The following is a 17,692-nucleotide window of genomic DNA, read 5'->3' as shown; positions in this document are numbered from 1 at the left end:
CATGCTAAGCCCTGCGAATCATCTCGTGTGCAACGGCAACTCTACCAACCAGAGTCGCTACTGCACGCCAGATATTTCGCAGGGCTCAGTATGGTGTTCTATTTCAAACAGTATTTCTATGAAAACATCAATTGCGTTTTCTTCCAAGCCTCGCCCTGCTCTAGGTTGATCAGGGCCCCCATAGCCGTTGCTTGAGGAACCTCCAACGTCTGAATTTTCACGTCGGGGAAGTTCCACCCTAGCACTTGCATAAACAGGGGGTTACGAGCAAAACCGCCATCGACGTAAATCGTTTTCTCGTCCTGCCGAATTAAGTTGATCGAAGTCGTCAGAATGTCGAGCAAACCGTGGATGAGATGCTGATAGGCATCGCCGGCCGTGTGGAAGCCCGAGAGGTCCCACTCTTCAGCCGGTTGCTTCGGGAAGGGTCCTGTGCCAGCCATGCAAGCCGGCTTGAAGCTGTGCGAAGCCGCGTCGTATGGCCGCGCCAACACCCACGAGTGAAAGAAATCTGGCTTCACGTGGAAATACTCCGCGATACGCGCCACCTGGTAGTCGTGCTCACGCCCGAAGAACACCCGCGATGCCTTGGTCATCTGGCCTTGCGGCGACAAGTAACTCAGGCAGTCACGCTCCAGCAGCTCCGGCGTGAGCGGCTCCCGGTTAAAAGGATTTAGCGTAACCGACCACGTGCCGGTCGAGACGAGCAAGAACGGTTCGCTCTGCTGCTGTAAATACGGCAGCACCGCTGCGGAGCTGTCGTGCAACCCCACCCCAACCAAGATCCCATCAACCACTGACGCCACTGAGTCCTTAATCAGTGGAGCTAGCTTTTCCTCGATTCCTTCGCGCTGTACCCAATCATGATAGCGGTTGTTGCGGAAGTCCCAAAGGGCCGTGTGGCAACCCACTGACGTGTAGTCGCTGTACTTCTCGCCCGTAATCAGGTACGACAGGTACTGCGGCAGGTGCAAAGACGTCTGGATCTGCGCAAACAGCTCCGGCTTGGCGTACTTCAACCAGTAAAGCTGCAAACCCGAGTTCAGCATCCCGAGCCTAGGTGAGCAGGTATCAGCAGCAAACTCCTCCGGCGACTGCCCCAGCGATGCGTAAAATTGCTCGGCGCAGTCGTCTGGCATGGGCTTCAGGTAATTGTACAGCGGCAATACTGGTTTGCCATCCTTCCCAAGGTGCACGAAGCTAGCCCCGTACGAGGTGAAGTTGACACCCTTTAGCGAGTAGTGCGGATTGTGCCGTAGCTCGTACCAGTGCGTCTGCACCCACTGCGTTAAGCGCGTGAGGCTTTCGCAGGCAAAACCATCCTCGTCAACGGTTTCCTGACAGATGTGCTGCTTCTCCTCAATGATCTGCCGATCTTCGTCGAAGAGGATAACCTTCTTGTTGGTCTTGCCAACGTCGAAGACGGCGTAAATAGGCTTTTTCTTGCTCATAAGCCGGTCGAAACACTGAGTTTGCCCCGGCGCTGGATCAGCTGCTCGCGGATACGTTCGGCGCGGTAGGCGGCAATGGGGTGCAGTGCACCGCCGCTCTGGCGGTAGGCCTCGGCCACCAACGGACGCACATCCGTGAGGAAGGCATCGCGCAGCGTTTCTTCGGCTTTTACTACGTCGTTGTTCTGCTGTGCCTCGCGCAAGGTGGCGCGGTCTACAATCAGCGCTTTCGCGTAAGTAGTCAGGATGTTATCAACCGACTGTAGCAAGTCTTCGAGCGGATCTTTGGTGTTGTGGCTCGCATCAATCATGTAGGCCACAGCAGGGTTGTTCACCATTTTATCCAGCTTGCCGTCTACCAACTCGTTGAATATCAAGAACAGTTGGAAGGGCTTGCTGCTGCCAGTGGTTAGGTCGTCGTCGCCATAGCTAGAGCCATTGAAGTGGAAACCACCCAAGCGGCCGAAGTGCAGCAGGCGCGCTACGATCTGCTCGATGTTGGTGTTCGGCAAATGGTGACCTAGGTCAACGAGCACCTGCGCATTCTTGCCGGTAGCTTGGCACAGCGCATACGATGTTCCCCAGTCAGGAATTACCATCGAGTAGAAGTGCGGCTCGTAGGGCTTGTACTCGATCAACATGGTCCAATCCGAAGGCATGGCTTCGTAGATGGACGCTAGCGAATCGGCGGTGCGCTGGTAAGCTTGGCGGAAGTGCTGCTGGCCGGGGAAGTTGGAGCCATCGGCGAGCCACACCGTCAGCACTTTAGCCCCTAGCTGCTTGCCGTAGCCAATGCAGTCAATGTTATGCTGAATCGCCTGTTGGCGCGTGGCTTCTTCCGTATTGAGCAAAGAGCCAAACTTATACGAATAGGGCTGGTCTTTCTGATCTTGAAACGTGTTGGAGTTTACCGAATCAATCACCAGCTTTTGCTCGTGAAGCAACTGTTCCAGAGCAGGAATATCCTGGGGAATATCCCACGGAATGTGCAAGGAAATAGAGTTCGACGAGCCATTAAGCTTGTGTAACAAGCCCACGTCCTCGATTTTTTCCTCCAAGCTGCGCGGCTCCCCGCCCGAAGGGTAGCGGCCGAAGCGCGTGCCACCCGTTCCGAGGGCCCAGCTAGGAATAGCCACTTGAAAATCAACAATCTGCCGGATGACATCCTGAACATCGATCTGGCGGCGACCTAGAAGGTCGGTAACGTAGTTGAGCTGGAACTGGTGGTTAGCCAGCAACGATTGGTTGAGGTCGTGGATTCGCTGATCGGGTATCATGGGGTGCGGATGAGGGTGTAGTAAAAGCCCCGGAGTGGCAGCCGAAGCTTAGACAAAATCAGAATTTCGTTAAGCAAAATAGGGCCGCCACCACCCCAAACTGTTCTGAACTCTCCTGCCTCTGCAACTGAGTGACTTTGCACGGAGTGACTGAGCGGCTGAGTGACTGAGTGGTTGTCCCCGTACCTTACTCGGCTGCACGATACTCAGTCACTCTTTAAAGTGACCCGCGCCGGATTGTATAGAACGGATTCTTGACCTTGCAGTGCTCCTTGGCCAATAGCTTTTCCGCGGCTGTACGTCCCATCGCTTCAAAGTCAGTCGTGATAACCGTGATGCCCATCACTTCTTTCAGCGTTGTTTCGTTAAACGAGATTATACCTATCTCACGCCCAAGAAGGTAACTAGTTTGACGCACCTTTTTGATGAGCTCCGCCAAGTCGCTGATTTCCACGAGCACGTAGGCCGTTCCGGCTTGCAGCACCTCGTTCATGGAGCTTTCCTTGACCGCAAACTCCTTCTTGTAGTTGATGCAAAAAGTGCGGAAGCCCCACGCAATTTCCACTGGGTAGTTCCCGTCGCTCGGCAGCACCAGTACTAAGCGGTGATACTTGGTGAGAAGGTCTTGCAAGCCTTCCAAGGCCCCAAAAATATCCTTATCGAAGTCCTGATAGACGCTTAGGTGTTCGTGCTTAATCTCCGGAATATCCTTGTCGAGCAGGACTAGCTCGTCGTTTGGAATACGCTCCAGCACCTTGCGAAAATCTGCTTTGTCAAGATCCTGCGTGAAGTGCGGCATCACAACATAGTAGTTGTACTTGCCTAGGTTCTTGTCGATAATCTCCTCAAACAAGCGGGCATTGTAGTGATGAATTTGTAGGTCAACGCTCGCCCGCTCGCCCAACGCTTTGATAAAAGCGTAGTAGATGATCTTTTTATAGGAACTTAACTTATTGAAAATCAGCAGCACTTTCAGCTTTACGGCGTCGTCGGCTTGCACGTAGTAGCCTTTGCCCTGCACCGAGGTAGAAAAGCCCCGCTCCCGTAGTTCCCGGTAAGCTTTTTCAACCGTGTCGCGCGCTAAATAATACTCTGAGCTTAGCTCACTAATAGAAGGTAGCTGATCTCCCTTTTTCAGGATGCCGCGTTCGATGTCCGTAATGACAGATTGCACAATCTGCTTGTACTTGGGGGTCTTATCGAAGGGCTTAAATTGCAGCTTGTACATACTAGTGGAAACGATTGCATAAGTTGGGCGAAACTAGGAAATGGACCCTCACTCCAGCAGGAGAAATCAACTTACGAACCATAGTGCTTATAGAGTTTTTCTAAGTCAGAACCTAGTTTAGCAGAACTGACGAGTTAGTAAACCGTCACAAAACTTACCTAAACAGGTGCACATTTAAAAATGAACAAGTGAATAATTCCTGTAATCGTTTCCGGGAACGTTGCCACATAGGCGCTACCTAGCTATATAAAACGCATTGTTGTGTTTCTGTTCTTGAAAATGGGCTCCCTTGTATGCGGCCACACACCCTTATGACACGGGTACAACAATTTTAATTCTTCCAAGAAAACAAAAAGGGCGACCGTGCAATGCACAGTCGCCCTTTTGCAATTGGAGGTTGCTTGTCTAGCGTACGAAAGCCATAGCTACGCCGCCATCCACATTGAGCACGTTGCCCGTCGACTTGGCTAGTGAGCCATCCACGAACACGAGTACTGCTTTGGCAATGTCCTCAGCTAATACTTCTTCGCCGAGCAGGGTGCGCTTGGCGTAGTGCTGGGGCAGATCTTCTACCTTAACACCATAGGCTTTGGCGCGACCTTCGGCCCAGCCGCTTTCCCAGATTTTGCTACCGCGCAACACGGCATCAGGGTTCACGGTGTTCACGCGGATCTTGTCAGGACCTAGCTCAGCGGCCAGCAGACGAGACATATGCAGCTGAGCAGCTTTGGCGGTACCGTAAGCCACGTTGTTCGGGCCAGCTACCAAGCCGTTTTTGCTAGCAATGTTTACGATGTCGCCACCTAGCTTTTGCTTGCGCTGGATAATCACGGCTTCCTGGCTCACCAAGAACTGACCTTTTACCAATACATCGTTGAGGATGTCCCAGTCGGCTTGGGTCGTGTCTTGTAGGGGCTTGCTGATCGACAAGCCGGCGCAGTTCACCACGATGTCGACGCCACCGAATTGCAGTACGCCTTGGCGCAACGACTCGGCGATGCTCTCAGCGTCCGTTACGTCGATGCGGGCCGACAGCGCGCTGTCTTTGCCATACTTCTTCCGCAGTTCCTCCTGAGTCTCTTCCAACCGGTCGCGGTCAACAGCTACCACGCAGGCGCCGTTTTGCAGCAGCACTTCGCAGATAGCTTTGCCGATGCCGCCCGTGCCGCCCGTTACGTAGGCAATCTGGCCCGACAACGACTTCGGCTTGGGCATGCGCTGAAGCTTCGCTTCTTCGAGCAGCCAGTACTCAATGTCAAAGGCTTCCTGCTCAGGCAGACCTAGGTATTCCGACACGGCTTCTGCACCCTTCATCACGTTGATGGCGTTGGTGTAGAACTCGGCGGCTACGCGAGCGGTCTGCTTGTCTTTGGCGAAGGAGAACATACCCACGCCGGGCCACAGAATGATGACGGGGTTGGCGTCGCGGATGGCGGGTGAGTTGGCGTGCTTGCTACGCTCATAGTACGCAGCGTAGTCTTGGCGATACGCTTCGAACTGGCTTTCCAGGTACGTCTTTACGCTCTCCGCGTCTCCTTTCATCGTCTCAGCATCGAGTACGAGCGGACGAATTTTGGTGCGCAGGAAGTGGTCGGGGCAGCTGGTGCCTTTTTGTGCCAGGCGGGGCAGGTCGTTGGAGTTTACGTACTCCAGCACGCGGGCATCATCGGTGTAGTGGCCGAGCATGCGGCGCTTGCTCGAAGCAAGGCCACGCAGGATTGGCATTACCTCAGCAGCCAGCTTGCGGCGCTCCGTTTCATCAGGGCCGTTCGTTAGCTTCACGCCACCAAACACGGGGCTCTTCTTGCCGTAGTTAGCCTCCAGGTACGTGGCAGCCATCTCAATGACTTCCAGCGTATTCATGTACGACTCGTAGCTAGTGTCGCCCCAAGTGAACAAGCCGTGGCCGCCCAAGATGACGCCGCGCAGGTTTGGATTGTCCTGCACGATCTTCTCTAGCTGTAGACCTAGGTCGAAGCCAGGGCGCTGCCAAGGCAGCCAGCCCATCGTGTCACCCCAGATTTCTTTCATGATCTGCTCGCCGTCTTTGCTGGCCGCAATGGCAATCAGCGCGTCGGGGTGCAGGTGGTCGATGTGCTTGAAAGGCAGCAGGCCGTGCAGCGGAGTGTCGATGGAAGGAGCGGCCGACTTGAGGTCGAACAGGCAGTAGTTGAACAACTCCACCATTTCATCTTCGAACTCCAAGCCGCGGTAGCGGTTCTTTAGCGCGTGCAGTTTCTCTACGTAGAGGCTGGCGCAACCAGCTTTCGTGAGGGTCCCGATATCACCACCGGAGCCTTTTACCCACATCACTTCGGTGGGCTGGCCCGTGAGGGGGTCGGTTTCGGTTACTTTGCACGAGGTGTTGCCGCCGGCGTAGTTGGTCAGGCGCAGATCAGCGCCGAGCAGGTTGGAGCGGTAGATAAAGAGGGCTACCTCATCGCCGGCCAGTTCAGCCGCCTTAGCCTCGTCCCACAAGTAGCTGACGTGCTGAAAGGTTGACGTTTGGTTCATATGCGTGTGCTTCTTTGATGTTGCGGAGACAATAACTAGGCTTTTGGTATGCTTTAATACAAAGGACGCTCACTCTTGCGGCCTAAACCTCCTGCACTCTCCTGCTTCTAGGGTGAAGATAGTGTTATCGAGCTCATCTGTCCTCCTTATCTTCACGTGTAAGCTGTACTTTTTAAAGTCAGGAGAGCACAGGACGGTACAAGGCAGCGAGTAAAGCAAGTTTGTTGAAAATCCTACCACTATGGCTGTAATTTGGGGAGTTATTTTTCACGCCTTAGGCGGCTTTGCGTCCGGCAGTTTCTACCTACCTTATAAAAAGGTGAAAGGGTGGTCCTGGGAGAGCTATTGGCTAGTAGGCGGCATCGTATCGTGGCTGCTGGTTCCGTGGATCCTAGGCTTGGCAACTATTCCCAACCTGACGACTGTACTGAGCCAGACGGATGGCTCCACGTTGTTTTGGGTGTATTTCTGGGGCGTGCTCTGGGGCTTTGGGGGGCTCACCTTTGGGCTAGGCATGCGCTACCTAGGCTTGTCGCTGGGCATGGCCGTCATCATGGGGCTTTGCGCTTTGGTCGGTACGCTGGTACCACCCATTTGGGGCGGCACCATCGTTCAACTGTTGAGCACCGCCTCTGGGCAAGTGACGCTGCTGGGGCTGCTTGTGTGCTTGGTCGGCATTCTGATTTGCAGCCGAGCCGGTATCATGAAGGAAAAGTCACTGTCGGCTGAACAGAAAAGCGAGTCGATTGCCGAATACAACCTGAAAAAAGGCCTGATGGTGGCAGTGTTTTCGGGCATTATGAGCGCCTGCTTTGCCTTTGGCCTAGAGGCCGGACAAAAAATTGCGGACCTAGCCGTGCAGCAGGGCGCCGACCCGCTCTACAAGAACAACGCTATTCTAGTAGTGATTCTGCTTGGCGGCCTAACTACCAATGCCGTGTGGTGCCTCTACCTAAATCTTAAGAACCGCACCTACACCGACTATCTTAACCCTTCATATCCTGCCCTGCGCAACATCCTGTTTTGCGCAGCGGCTGGCACGCTGTGGTACTTCCAGTTCTTCTTCTACGGGATGGGCGACACCAAGCTAGGTGTTTATCGCTTCTCAGGTTGGACGCTGCACATGGCCTTTATCATTGCATTTAGCTCGATGTGGGGCCTCTACTTACACGAGTGGCGTGGCGCCAACCGTGCTACCATGCGCACCGTGTCACTTGGCATCCTGACGGTAGTGCTATCCACGATAATTGTGGGCTACGGTAACTACCTAGGCTCGGACCAAAGCGAAGCCACCGCGGCACCCGCCAAGTCCCAACCCCTATTGCAAGCTTCAGTAGAAACACAACCAGCACGTTAGCCTAGCTAGCACCCCGGCTCGTCGGATACGATCGAGAGGAAGTTTGTACTCAACTACACTAAAAATGGCCCCGCTTAAACGGGCCATTTTTAGTTATGAGGAAGTGTGAATGCTAGCTCGCTGTGATGCGGTACTCCCGATCAAGCATAGCTCTATAATGCCTTGTTACCCGTCTCTTTTTATTTTCTGGTGTTTGTTATGAATCACACCTTGCTTCCAGTGAACAAGTGCTTAACCGTATCACGCCACCTTGTAGGTCTACTGCTCCTGGGCGCTACCCTCAGTATGGCAGAAGCGAAACCCACGCCTGCGCCGCCCGCCACATCGCGCCAAATGGAAAAGCTAGGACGGGGTGTGGTAGCAGTAAGACGGGAAAAGCAAGACGTGTTTATTAGTTGGCGGCTGCTGAATACAGATCCGGCGGGAGCTGCCTTTCACGTGTTTCGACAGGTCAAAGGTGGTAAGCCTACAAGATTAACGAACCAGCCCATTACAGCCAGCACCAACTGGGTAGACAAGACCGCTGACGCCACGTCGAGCTACCTTTATTCAGTAGAATTGGTCAACGCCAAAGGGACTCATCTTACCGCACAGGATGCACCAGCTCAGCCGGTTGCCGTCTGGGCTCAGAACTTCATGCGCGTGCCGCTTAAGCAACCCGAAGGTGGCACGGTCAGCAGCGGCACCGACGTGAGTAGCTACACCTACACGGCCAACGACGCCTCCGTGGCAGACCTAGATGGCGACGGCACCTACGAAATTGTGTTGAAATGGGACCCTACCAACTCCAAAGACAATGGTTCGGCGGGGCTCAGTGGCCCGGTGCTGCTAGATGCTTACAAGTTGGATGGGACGCACTTGTGGCGCATCAACCTAGGTAAGAATATCCGGGCCGGAGCACACTACACCCAGTTCATGGTGTACGACCTCGACGGCGACGGCAAAGCAGAAGTAGCTTGCAAAACGGCCGACGGCAGCATCGATGGTCAAGGCAAGGTAGTTGGCGACGCAAGCAAGGACTACCGCTCACTCACTGTGCCCACTGACGGCGTGCAGGTACCGGGCACCCGCGACGGTCGCTACGGCAAAATCATGGCCGGGCCGGAGTATTTTACGGTGTTCAATGGCCTTATTGGCGCTACCCTAGCTACCACAGCTTACGTGCCTGGTCGCGAGCCGCTCAATGGCTGGGGCGGCATTGGGGGTAATGGCGGCAATGACAACACCGGTAACCGAAGCGACCGGATGCTGGCGTGCGTAGCTTACCTCGACGGCGTGCACCCGAGCGTGGTGATGTGCCGGGGCTACTATGGCCGCACAGTGCTGGCCGCCTGGGACTGGCGCCAGGGCAAGCTCACTTCCCGCTGGGTATTCGACTCGCAGAACCCCGAAAATCCGTTTTCGGGCATGGGCAACCATGGCTTGAGCGTAAACGACGTAGACTTCGATGGGAAGGATGAAATCGTGTACGGCTCGATGGTGGTTGATGATAATGGCAAAGGTTTATTCTCCACGGGCCTGCGCCACGGCGACGCCTTGCACGTCAGCAACTTCGACCCGACGACGCCTGGCTTGGAAGCCTGGGGAGTGCACGAAAACGAAGAACCCATTCCCGGCCACGAGCTAGGTCCAGGTGCCGCGCTCTACGATGCTACGAGCGGCAAAATTCTTTGGTCCACAGACCAGGGCCAAGATGCAGGCCGCGGCATGGCTGCTGATATCGACCCGCGCTACCTAGGGGCGGAGGTGTGGGCCAGTTCCCCCGAGACGGGGCTGCGCACCATCAAGGGGCAGCGCATCGGTGAGGCTCCGCGCTCTATCAACTTTGGCATCTGGTGGGATGGCGACTTGCTACGGGAGCTGCTCGACCGCACCTACATTGACAAGTGGGATTATATGAATGGCAAGCTCGACCACTTGCTGGACGGCGGGCCGCTCGGCGCTGCTTCCAACAACGGCACCAAAGCCACCCCTTGCGTAAGTGCAGACCTGTTCGGCGACTGGCGCGAAGAGGTTATCTGGCGCAACACCAACAATCAGGAGCTGTTTATCTTCACTACCAACATTCCCACCGAGCACCGCTTCGTCACGCTGATGCAGGATCCCGCCTATCGGCTAGGGGTAGCGCGCGAAAATGTGGGCTACAATCAGCCGCCCCATACTAGCTTTTACCTGGGCGAGGGCCAGAGGCAGTAAAAAGCACTATAAACCACAGGGCCTGCTCCACAAGCGACAACTAAGCGCTTGTGGAGCAGGCCCTGTGGTTTATGGGCTACTCGCTGAGCATGCCGTTGCTGACGGCAAATTTGATCAGCGCGGCGGTATTCTTGGCTTGCGTTTTCTCGATGATATTCTGCCTATGTGTTTCGATGGTGCGCTTGCTGGTGAAAAGCTTGTCGGCAATTTCGGCGTTGGTCATGCCTTCCGCTATTAGCTTCAGCACCTCTAGTTCACGCTTAGACAGGCTGCTGGTTTTCGGCGTTTCATTTACACTCGTCTCCGGACTTTGAAGCCGCCGTAGCAGCGCCATTCCAATAGCGGTGCACAAGAAGGCCTGGCCAGTCGCAACGGTTGTAATGGCATAGATGAGTTCAGCGCGGCCAGTGTTTTTGAGGGCATACCCGAGGGCACCTGTTTCCAGTGCTTGGGCAACGTAGCGCTCATGGTCGAGCATGGAAAGCACCAGCACTTTTATCTGTGGATACAGCCGGCGCAGGTGCCCAATGGTGGTAAACCCATCCATGATGGGCATATTCAAATCCAGCAGGATCACATCAGCGGGCGTCGTTTCAAGAAAATCCAGCAACTGCTGCCCGTTTGCAGCCTCCCCCACTACCTCCAGACCAGGCTCATCACGCAACAACGAGTTGATCCCGTCGCGGATAATAGCGTGGTCATCAGTCAGAACAACACGAATCATATCGTATAAGAAAGAAGAAAAAACAACAGAACGAAAAGCACGAACGACAAACAAAGCAGTGGCTTTGTAGTCTCTGCCTTCCATTTGTGGCTAAGCAGCAGTAGGTGCAAGCTCCGCTGCTAAGAAAAGAAAAACCAGTATTACTACTGAGTGGATTACGTGTATATCACGCAGCTTCTTGTGTCCCTCCACTAGCACGTAATTGTACGATGTAAATCGGCTTATGGCTATCTTAGTTTATCAACAGATTGCCAGTTCCGCGGAAACACCCCGATAGCATAGCTCGGTGATAAGCATTTCCAAAGCTAGCCTACTTATTCAGTAGTTCTAAAGCCCTATTGAGCATCTAATACTGTAGCTTCTAGTCTGTCAACAACAAGCCGAAAGCTGGAGAATAGCGGCTGAGCAAGGACAGCAAAATTACTGTAGATAGCAAACCAGCACAGCATAGGCTACGCATAGCAACGTATTGCCTATAAACCTGCTACCATCTCTGCTACACCCACCTCAGACGCGCCACGGGATTACGCACGAGCTAGGTTCTCGTAGATCATGAATGGGTATTGAATGCAGGCCACTGTCACTGTCCTCCGTGCCTCGGCTATGTCAGAAGGACTTGCAACAACAGTATCCGGTTTGGGCGACCTACAAGCGGGCCGAGAGAGCGGATACGTTAGAGAGAGCAACATTATTATGACTGATTGGGTGGACGGCATCCTTCTCGGAAGCGAGAACAAAGCTAGCCCGCGCTCTTTCGCTTTAACACCGAGTAAACACTGATTTTAAGGATCAGTATTTCTGCTGGCTATACTCACCAAGCAAACGATCAATCAACTACAACTCAACCGTAACAACCTGAACACTATTAGGTTTGGCTTCTTTATTGAGTAAACACTCTAGTCCCTTGTAGGGCTCCTAGTTATCTTACTTACACTGCGCTTATGATCCGGGTAGTTCTGGCTGATGACCACACCATTTTGCGGGATAAAATCAGGAGTCTGCTTGCACAGGAATCGGATATGGAAGTAGTAGGCCAGGCCAGCAACGGATTGCTCCTGCTGGAGGTGCTAGCCCAAACGCCCACCGATGTGGTAGTACTCGACCTGCATATGCCGGCCATGGATGGCCTCACCGCCACCAAGCTCATCCGGCAACGGTTTCCGGATGTGAAGGTGTTGGTACTTTCGATGCTTGATCATGCGTATTACGCGGCCCAGGCATTCGAGGCTGGCGCGCTGGGTTATGCCCTCAAAAATTCGCCTTTGCGGGAGCTTTTGCACGCTATCCGTACCGTGAACCGCAGTGCGCCTTTTCTGTGCACCGAAATTGGGTTGAGCTTGGTAGATAGCCTGCTCTGCGGCACCAGCATCTCCGCCAGCCTAGATGCCCAAATAGCTTCGTTGGCTACACAGGCGCACAACAAAGAGCAGCTTGACACTCAGAAAGCTAGCTCGTTTCTGACTAGTATGCCTGCGCACCAACCTCACCGCATAAAGAGCGACCAGTAATCACGCTACAAAATAAGGCAGAGGTGCCTAGCCTAGCTTACGCAGAGCAGCCTGACCAATATGGGTTAGCTGCCACGTGTGCCCCCGGCCCGCCCCAACCCGCTGGAGCAAATAGTCTCCGTGCATGTGCTGCCCATCTAAGCGCAACGTTAGGCTCCCTTCGGTGAGAGCTTGGCGCATCGTTCGGTCAGGGCTAGTCGTGCGGGGTGCTAGGTTCAGCGGTACAATCTGACAAGGACCTTCGTCAAAATGTGCCGCGGGCAAAAGCCGGCTAGCGGACTGAAGCAAAAAGATATTGGGCTGGCGCAGGCCTCGCGTTCCGTCAGCTAGCACCACCCAGTGCTCGAGCACGGAAGTGCCTTCCAGAAGCCATAAGCCATAGTAAGACGAAGACCCTAGGCAGCGGCTCAGGACGAAGCTGCAGGAAGGGCTGGCGGGGTAGTAGTCAACGACGGGCAAGTCGGCTGACGGATTGAGGGAGCGAGGCTGAGAGTAGACCGGACGCATGGTATGTTCGCGTTAACGAAGGAAGGAAGTAGGCAGAGCGGTAAATGCACGAACTGAGCTAAGCGGAGAGCAGGAACCTCTCGGAGAGCATGACGAGTAAGCTTCACACAGGTAAGGCGCCGGGGGTGCCAATCCTGTGCAAGACACGCAAGCGTAAGCAACCTATTTCAGTCCGCACATTAACGGACCAGACGCTGATAGGTTGGCTGTTTTCATAGCAAGAAAAGGCATTCGGTACCCGGGCTACACGAGTACAGAATAAGAAAGTTTTACTAGCAATTTTGTAACGAATTATAGAGGCCAATTTTACTGACTAATCAATTATATACTAGGTGGCAGATACTTAATTAATCGTGGTTCAGTACGTATTTTTTCTTGAAAAAGGAGAGAAACCTATGGGGCTATCTAGCCTTGCACAAGATAAGGTTGCTGCTAATATTCATCATGCTATCAACAGTTTACAGCAAGCTCATCAGCCAGTAGCTTCGTAAGTAGTACCGTAGAAAAGCTAGGCTGCTGGCTACAACCAACCGCTGGCTAAGGCAGTATTTTCTAGCACTTATGTCTACTCGCAAACACAACACCCACGACCAAACTTGTCCCCCGCCGAAAGGGCTGCTTATTGCTGTAGGGGGCCACGAGAACAAAGGCGAAGCTGCCGAACGGGGCTCGAACCAAGACCGGAACAACAGCTTTGCGCCCGAGACCATCCTCAAGCGTTTCTGCGACGAGTTGCAAGGCGATGATCCGCTGATTGTGATAGTGCCCACTGCCTCGGGAGTACCCGAAGAATCGGCAGCCGACTACCAGAAGGTCTTCGCCGAGTTAGGTCGTCAGCGCACAGAAGTGCTCGATATACGCAACCGCGCTGATACGCTCCGGCCAGAGTATCTAGAACTAGTGGAACAGGCTGCCGGCATCTGGTTTACGGGTGGCGACCAACTCCGCCTCACTGGCATTCTGGGTGGCACCACTATTCTGCGACGCCTGAAGGAGCGCTACACCCATGAGCGCATTGTACTGGGTGGTACTAGCGCAGGCGCCACAGCCCTATCAACCCCCATGATTTATGAGGGCACCAACAACGCGGGGTTTCGAAAAGGGGAAATTGCTATTACGACCGGCTTGCAATTTATGCGCGACGTAGCCATCGACACCCACTTTATTGCGCGGGGCCGCATTGTGCGCATGGCCCAGATTCTGGCTACCAATCTTTCCTGCGTTGGTATCGGCCTCGAAGAAGACACCGCCGTGGTTGTGCACGATGGCCGGGAGCTGGAAGTTATTGGCAGCGGCTTGGTAACTATTTTGGAAACCCGCGAGGACACGTCCACTAACATCTACGACGTTGCGCCCGAAACGCCTTTTTATATCCGCTGCCTACAGCTCCACTTCCTCTCCCCAGGCGAGCGGTATACCCTATCAGTCATGCCAGAGCTGCACCGCTAAACGGACGCAAGCTCAACTGTGGCCTATTTGTGCCTAGGCTTCAAGCAAAACCAGTCAGCAGCTAGGGCGTACATACCCTAGCTGACCGGTTTTCAACTTACTACGCTATGAAAGAAACTTCCGCTTCTACGCAGCCCTCGTGGCTGCATACCGCGCCTTCCCTGGCCGAGTTTCCGGCACTTACCGAGAATATTACCGCCGATGTGGTGGTGGTAGGCGCAGGTATTGCGGGCCTTACCACCGCTTACCTGCTCGCGCGCGAAGGGCGCAACGTAGTTGTGCTGGAAAGCGGCAAGCTAGGTAGTGGCGAAACCGGCCGCACCACCGCTCATCTTTCCAACGCCCTCGACGACCGCTACACGACGCTGGAGGAGTTGTTCGGCGAATCCGGTGCCCGCATTGCTGCCCAGAGCCACGGCGGCGCTATTGATCTGATCAATGACATTGTGCGGGAAGAACATATTGCCTGCGATTTTGCCCGCGTCAATGGTTACCTTTTTCTACCGAAAGATGGCGACCGGCAAGAGCTAGATGAGGAACTAGAGGCTGCCCACCACGCGGGCCTTACAGGTGTCCGGCGATTATCGAACTCGCCCACCAAAGGGTTTCAAACAGGTGAATGTTTGGAGTTTCCCAACCAAGGGCAATTCCATATCATCAAGTATTTGCACGGGTTGGTGGACGCTATTACGCGACTCGGCGGCCGTATTTTCACGCACTCACACGTGAGTGAGGTAAAAGGCGGTAAGTCAGCTAGCGTAACGACGGCTAGTGGCGCTAAGGTGACGGCCAAAGCCGTGCTGGTGGCTACCAACACGCCTGTGAACGACCGAGTGGTGATGCACACTAAGCAGCACCCCTACCGAACGTATGCCATAGCCGCTCGCATTCCGCACGGCTCCGTAACCAAGGCCCTGTATTGGGATACGCCCGACCCGTACCATTACATCCGCTTGGAGGAGGTACCCGGCGAACCTGATGGCGTTTCGTACGATCTGCTTTTGGTAGGTGGCGAAGACCACAAAACTGGCCAGGGCGTGCCAGAAGAAAGCTTCCGCTGCTTGGAAGAATGGGCACGTGAGCACTTTCCGATGATTGAAAGCATCGACTACCGCTGGTCGGGCCAGGTGATGGAACCGAGTGACAGCCTAGGGTATGCAGGCCGGAATCCATTGGACGACGAAAACGTGTACATCATCACCGGCGACTCGGGTCATGGCATGACCCACGGCACCCTAGGTGCTATGATTGTTGCCGACTTGATTCAGGGTCGCCAAACACCTTGGGAGGAGCTTTATGACCCAGGTCGCGTAACGTTCCGTCCCACGGCGCTTAAGGAGTTTATCGTCGAAAACGTAAACGTGGCGGCCGAGTACACCGATCTGCTGACGGGCGGCGACGTTTCGCAGGAAGAAGAAATCAAGCCGGGTAGCGGCGCTGTGTTGCGACGGGGCCTTACGAAAGTAGCTGTGTACCGCGACCCGCAAGGTCAAACGCACACGTGCTCGGCCATCTGCCCTCACCTAGGTTGCGTGGTTCACTGGAACGGTGTAGAGAGTAGCTGGGACTGCCCCTGTCACGGCTCCCGCTTCGACGCCTACGGGCATTTGCTCAATGGCCCCAGCAACCAAGACCTAGCGGCTGTGGATGAAAGCTAGGTCTATTGAAATAAAGCAAGGCCCTGCCCTTCTCATCTGGTGCAATGAGCGTGGGCCAGGGTCTTGCCAATAGTCCCCTACAGCTGAGTTCGATCAAGTGGTTGTTTATACGTACTCATTTTCAGATAAATAGAGCAATAAACCAGTATTTTACGCCTATGCTTGCCTGGGGGACCTATCTATCTTTGTCATGAGAAAAGTAGATAAGAGTCACGCCGGAAATCAGACTTCCACCGCTAAACCAGCGCACTATGGATTTCGACAAGCTAATGAAGTCTGATCAGTTCCTGCTCCGGCTCCGAGGGGCGTGCTTAGGTGACGAAAATGTCAGCAGGCTGACAACGCTACTGGTGGAAGCGGCTCAGTGCGGCGCTCACCGCGTGTGGCTTGACTGCCGCCAGCTTACGCACATGGATTACCGCGGTCTGCGTGTGCTCCTCCAGTTCTTGCCTCGATTTGAGGCCATGGGTACCACGCTGTTGCTATGCGGCTTACAACCTGCTGTGCAAGAGCGCCTCGATGCTTCCGGGCTAGCTTCGCTGCTTACCCTTCTTCCCGCCGAGGCTTACAACGGTCCTGATCAGAAAGGCTTATAGCCGGACCGTCACACTCACTACTTACTTCTTTGTTCTTAGCCGATTATGAGGGAGGTGTACCGCGAAATCCTGCCGGAGAGTTACTTGCTGATCTTAGCCCCCGAGCGCCACACCCTTGGGAGCGTACCCCTAGCGCAGGCACTATTTGGTGCGGCTCATAGTGGCAAACCCAGTGTTTGGATTGACTGTAGCGAGCTTCACCAGCTTAGCACGCATACGTGTCAAGTGCTGCTACATTATCATCAGCAGTTCACGAAACGGGGCATCCAGTTGATACTTTGCCACTTAGAGCCTGCTATAGAACAAGAGTTGGTAGATGCCAGTCCGGCGCAACCACCCACCATCGTGCCCACCTTGCTCGACGCCGACACGTACTGTCATGCCCAACGCGTATCGAGGTACGCCCACGCGCGCACTTTACCGATGAGTTGGCTTACGCATGAGTAAGTCCCCGAGAGAAAGCTACAGTTCCTTTCTACTACGTTTAGAGCACGCTAGCTAGGCTACTGATGCTGAGGGCAATGATAGCCGTATTGAAGCCGTACGCTAAGATGCCGTGCAACAGGGCCATGCGGCGCAGCGTGCGGCCACTTATGCTGATGTCGGCGGTTTGGGCCGTCATGCCAATCACGAAGGAGAAATAGGCAAAATCTAGATAGTCGGGCTCTTTCTCAGCACCAGGAAACTCTAGGCCTCCTTCGCTCCCGTCCACATCGGGGTCGTAGTACAGGTGCGCGTAGCGCAGCGTGAAGATGGTGTGCAGCAGCAACCACGCACAAACAACTGCCGTCACCGACGAAGCTATCTGCATTCGCATCACGTGCCCAGGCGAAGCATGCATGATGCGCAACAGTACCGCCACCGCCAGCAAGCTAGCCACGGCCCCTACCAGCACAAAGCTAAAAGAGAGAATCCGGCCAGGATCTTCGGCGGTAGCCACACTGCGAATACGACTGACATCACTGGTAGTAATGCTGCTCCAAATGACAACTAGCGTAGCAAAAGCAAATCCGTCCCAGGCTGTCACCCACCGCGTAATAGGGTGTAGATATGGTGGCGTGAAGAAGAACGCCGCCAACCCAACACTTAGTCCTAGCCCTAGCCGCAATTGGGAGGAGACAGAACCTAGGTGATGAAACGGACGAAAAGATGAGGCGACACGGGGCATAAAAGTAAAAGCAAACAGTAGTTCAAATTGCGGAATAAACCGGGACTTTTGCAGTCTGG

General features: G+C 54.4%; 14 protein-coding genes. 7 read left to right on the top strand and 7 right to left on the bottom strand.

The annotated features are described in order from the left end of the window. Positions 1-116 precede the first annotated feature (116 nt). The 4 genes from SD425_RS02255 to SD425_RS02240 all read right to left on the bottom strand — a co-directional run bounded on the left by SD425_RS02255 (position 117) and on the right by SD425_RS02240 (position 6,470). Positions 117-1,451, bottom strand: a complete 1,335-nt coding sequence (locus SD425_RS02255; protein ID WP_324674982.1) for an FGGY-family carbohydrate kinase — start codon at positions 1,449-1,451, stop codon at positions 117-119. Beyond that, the gene (locus tag SD425_RS02250; RefSeq protein ID WP_324674980.1) at positions 1,448-2,728 is read right to left on the bottom strand and encodes a TIM barrel protein; all 1,281 of its coding nucleotides are present in this window, start codon (positions 2,726-2,728) and stop codon (positions 1,448-1,450) included. The genes SD425_RS02255 and SD425_RS02250 overlap by 4 nt, the downstream gene beginning before the upstream one ends. A gap of 217 nt (positions 2,729-2,945) precedes the next feature. Further along, the gene (locus SD425_RS02245) at positions 2,946-3,956 is read right to left on the bottom strand and encodes a GntR family transcriptional regulator (RefSeq protein ID WP_324674978.1); all 1,011 of its coding nucleotides are present in this window, start codon (positions 3,954-3,956) and stop codon (positions 2,946-2,948) included. A 405-nt stretch (positions 3,957-4,361) separates the two neighbouring features. Further along, positions 4,362-6,470, bottom strand: coding sequence for a bifunctional aldolase/short-chain dehydrogenase (locus SD425_RS02240; protein ID WP_324674976.1), 2,109 nt, complete (start codon positions 6,468-6,470; stop codon positions 4,362-4,364). Positions 6,471-6,711: 241 nt separating this feature from the next. Between SD425_RS02240 and rhaT the strand changes: the two genes are divergently transcribed. Next, positions 6,712-7,827 carry an L-rhamnose/proton symporter RhaT gene (gene rhaT / locus SD425_RS02235; RefSeq protein WP_324674974.1) on the top strand — a complete coding sequence of 372 codons (1,116 nt, stop codon included), beginning with the start codon at positions 6,712-6,714 and terminating at the stop codon, positions 7,825-7,827. Positions 7,828-8,112: 285 nt separating this feature from the next. Beyond that, entirely contained in the window at positions 8,113-10,023 is a 1,911-nt protein-coding gene (locus SD425_RS02230) for a rhamnogalacturonan lyase (RefSeq protein WP_324674972.1), read from the top strand. Positions 10,024-10,099: 76 nt separating this feature from the next. Here the strand turns inward: SD425_RS02230 and SD425_RS02225 are convergent, their stop codons facing one another. Next, entirely contained in the window at positions 10,100-10,747 is a 648-nt protein-coding gene (locus SD425_RS02225) for a response regulator transcription factor (protein ID WP_324674970.1), read from the bottom strand. 941 nt (positions 10,748-11,688) lie between these two features. On the opposite strand from SD425_RS02225, the gene SD425_RS02220 reads away from it, so the two are divergent. Then, positions 11,689-12,255: a response regulator transcription factor gene (locus SD425_RS02220; protein ID WP_324674968.1), complete on the top strand. Its 567-nt coding sequence runs from the start codon at positions 11,689-11,691 to the stop codon at positions 12,253-12,255. 27 nt (positions 12,256-12,282) lie between these two features. Here the strand turns inward: SD425_RS02220 and SD425_RS02215 are convergent, their stop codons facing one another. Continuing rightward, positions 12,283-12,762, bottom strand: a complete 480-nt coding sequence (locus SD425_RS02215) for a hypothetical protein (RefSeq protein ID WP_324674966.1) — start codon at positions 12,760-12,762, stop codon at positions 12,283-12,285. A gap of 561 nt (positions 12,763-13,323) precedes the next feature. On the opposite strand from SD425_RS02215, the gene SD425_RS02210 reads away from it, so the two are divergent. The 4 genes from SD425_RS02210 to SD425_RS02195 all read left to right on the top strand — a co-directional run bounded on the left by SD425_RS02210 (position 13,324) and on the right by SD425_RS02195 (position 16,912). After that, complete coding sequence (locus SD425_RS02210; RefSeq protein WP_324674964.1) at positions 13,324-14,211, top strand: cyanophycinase; 888 nt, start codon at positions 13,324-13,326, stop codon at positions 14,209-14,211. Between the two features lie 107 nt (positions 14,212-14,318). Next, positions 14,319-15,869: an FAD-dependent oxidoreductase gene (locus SD425_RS02205; RefSeq protein WP_324674962.1), complete on the top strand. Its 1,551-nt coding sequence runs from the start codon at positions 14,319-14,321 to the stop codon at positions 15,867-15,869. A 251-nt stretch (positions 15,870-16,120) separates the two neighbouring features. After that, on the top strand, positions 16,121-16,465 hold the full coding sequence (locus SD425_RS02200; RefSeq protein ID WP_324674960.1) for an STAS domain-containing protein: 345 nt from the start codon (positions 16,121-16,123) through the stop codon (positions 16,463-16,465). Positions 16,466-16,510: 45 nt separating this feature from the next. Continuing rightward, positions 16,511-16,912: an STAS domain-containing protein gene (locus tag SD425_RS02195; RefSeq protein WP_324674958.1), complete on the top strand. Its 402-nt coding sequence runs from the start codon at positions 16,511-16,513 to the stop codon at positions 16,910-16,912. Positions 16,913-16,949: 37 nt separating this feature from the next. On the opposite strand, the gene SD425_RS02190 is transcribed toward SD425_RS02195, so the two are convergent. Beyond that, positions 16,950-17,633, bottom strand: a complete 684-nt coding sequence (locus tag SD425_RS02190; protein WP_324674956.1) for a DUF1345 domain-containing protein — start codon at positions 17,631-17,633, stop codon at positions 16,950-16,952. Positions 17,634-17,692 lie beyond the last annotated feature (59 nt).

Origin of the sequence: Hymenobacter sp. GOD-10R (assembly GCF_035609205.1) — a bacterium.
In the GTDB taxonomy this organism is placed as follows: domain Bacteria; phylum Bacteroidota; class Bacteroidia; order Cytophagales; family Hymenobacteraceae; genus Hymenobacter.
The sequence above is the reverse complement of the archived record's forward strand: the minus strand, read 5'-3'. Positions and strand labels throughout refer to the sequence as shown.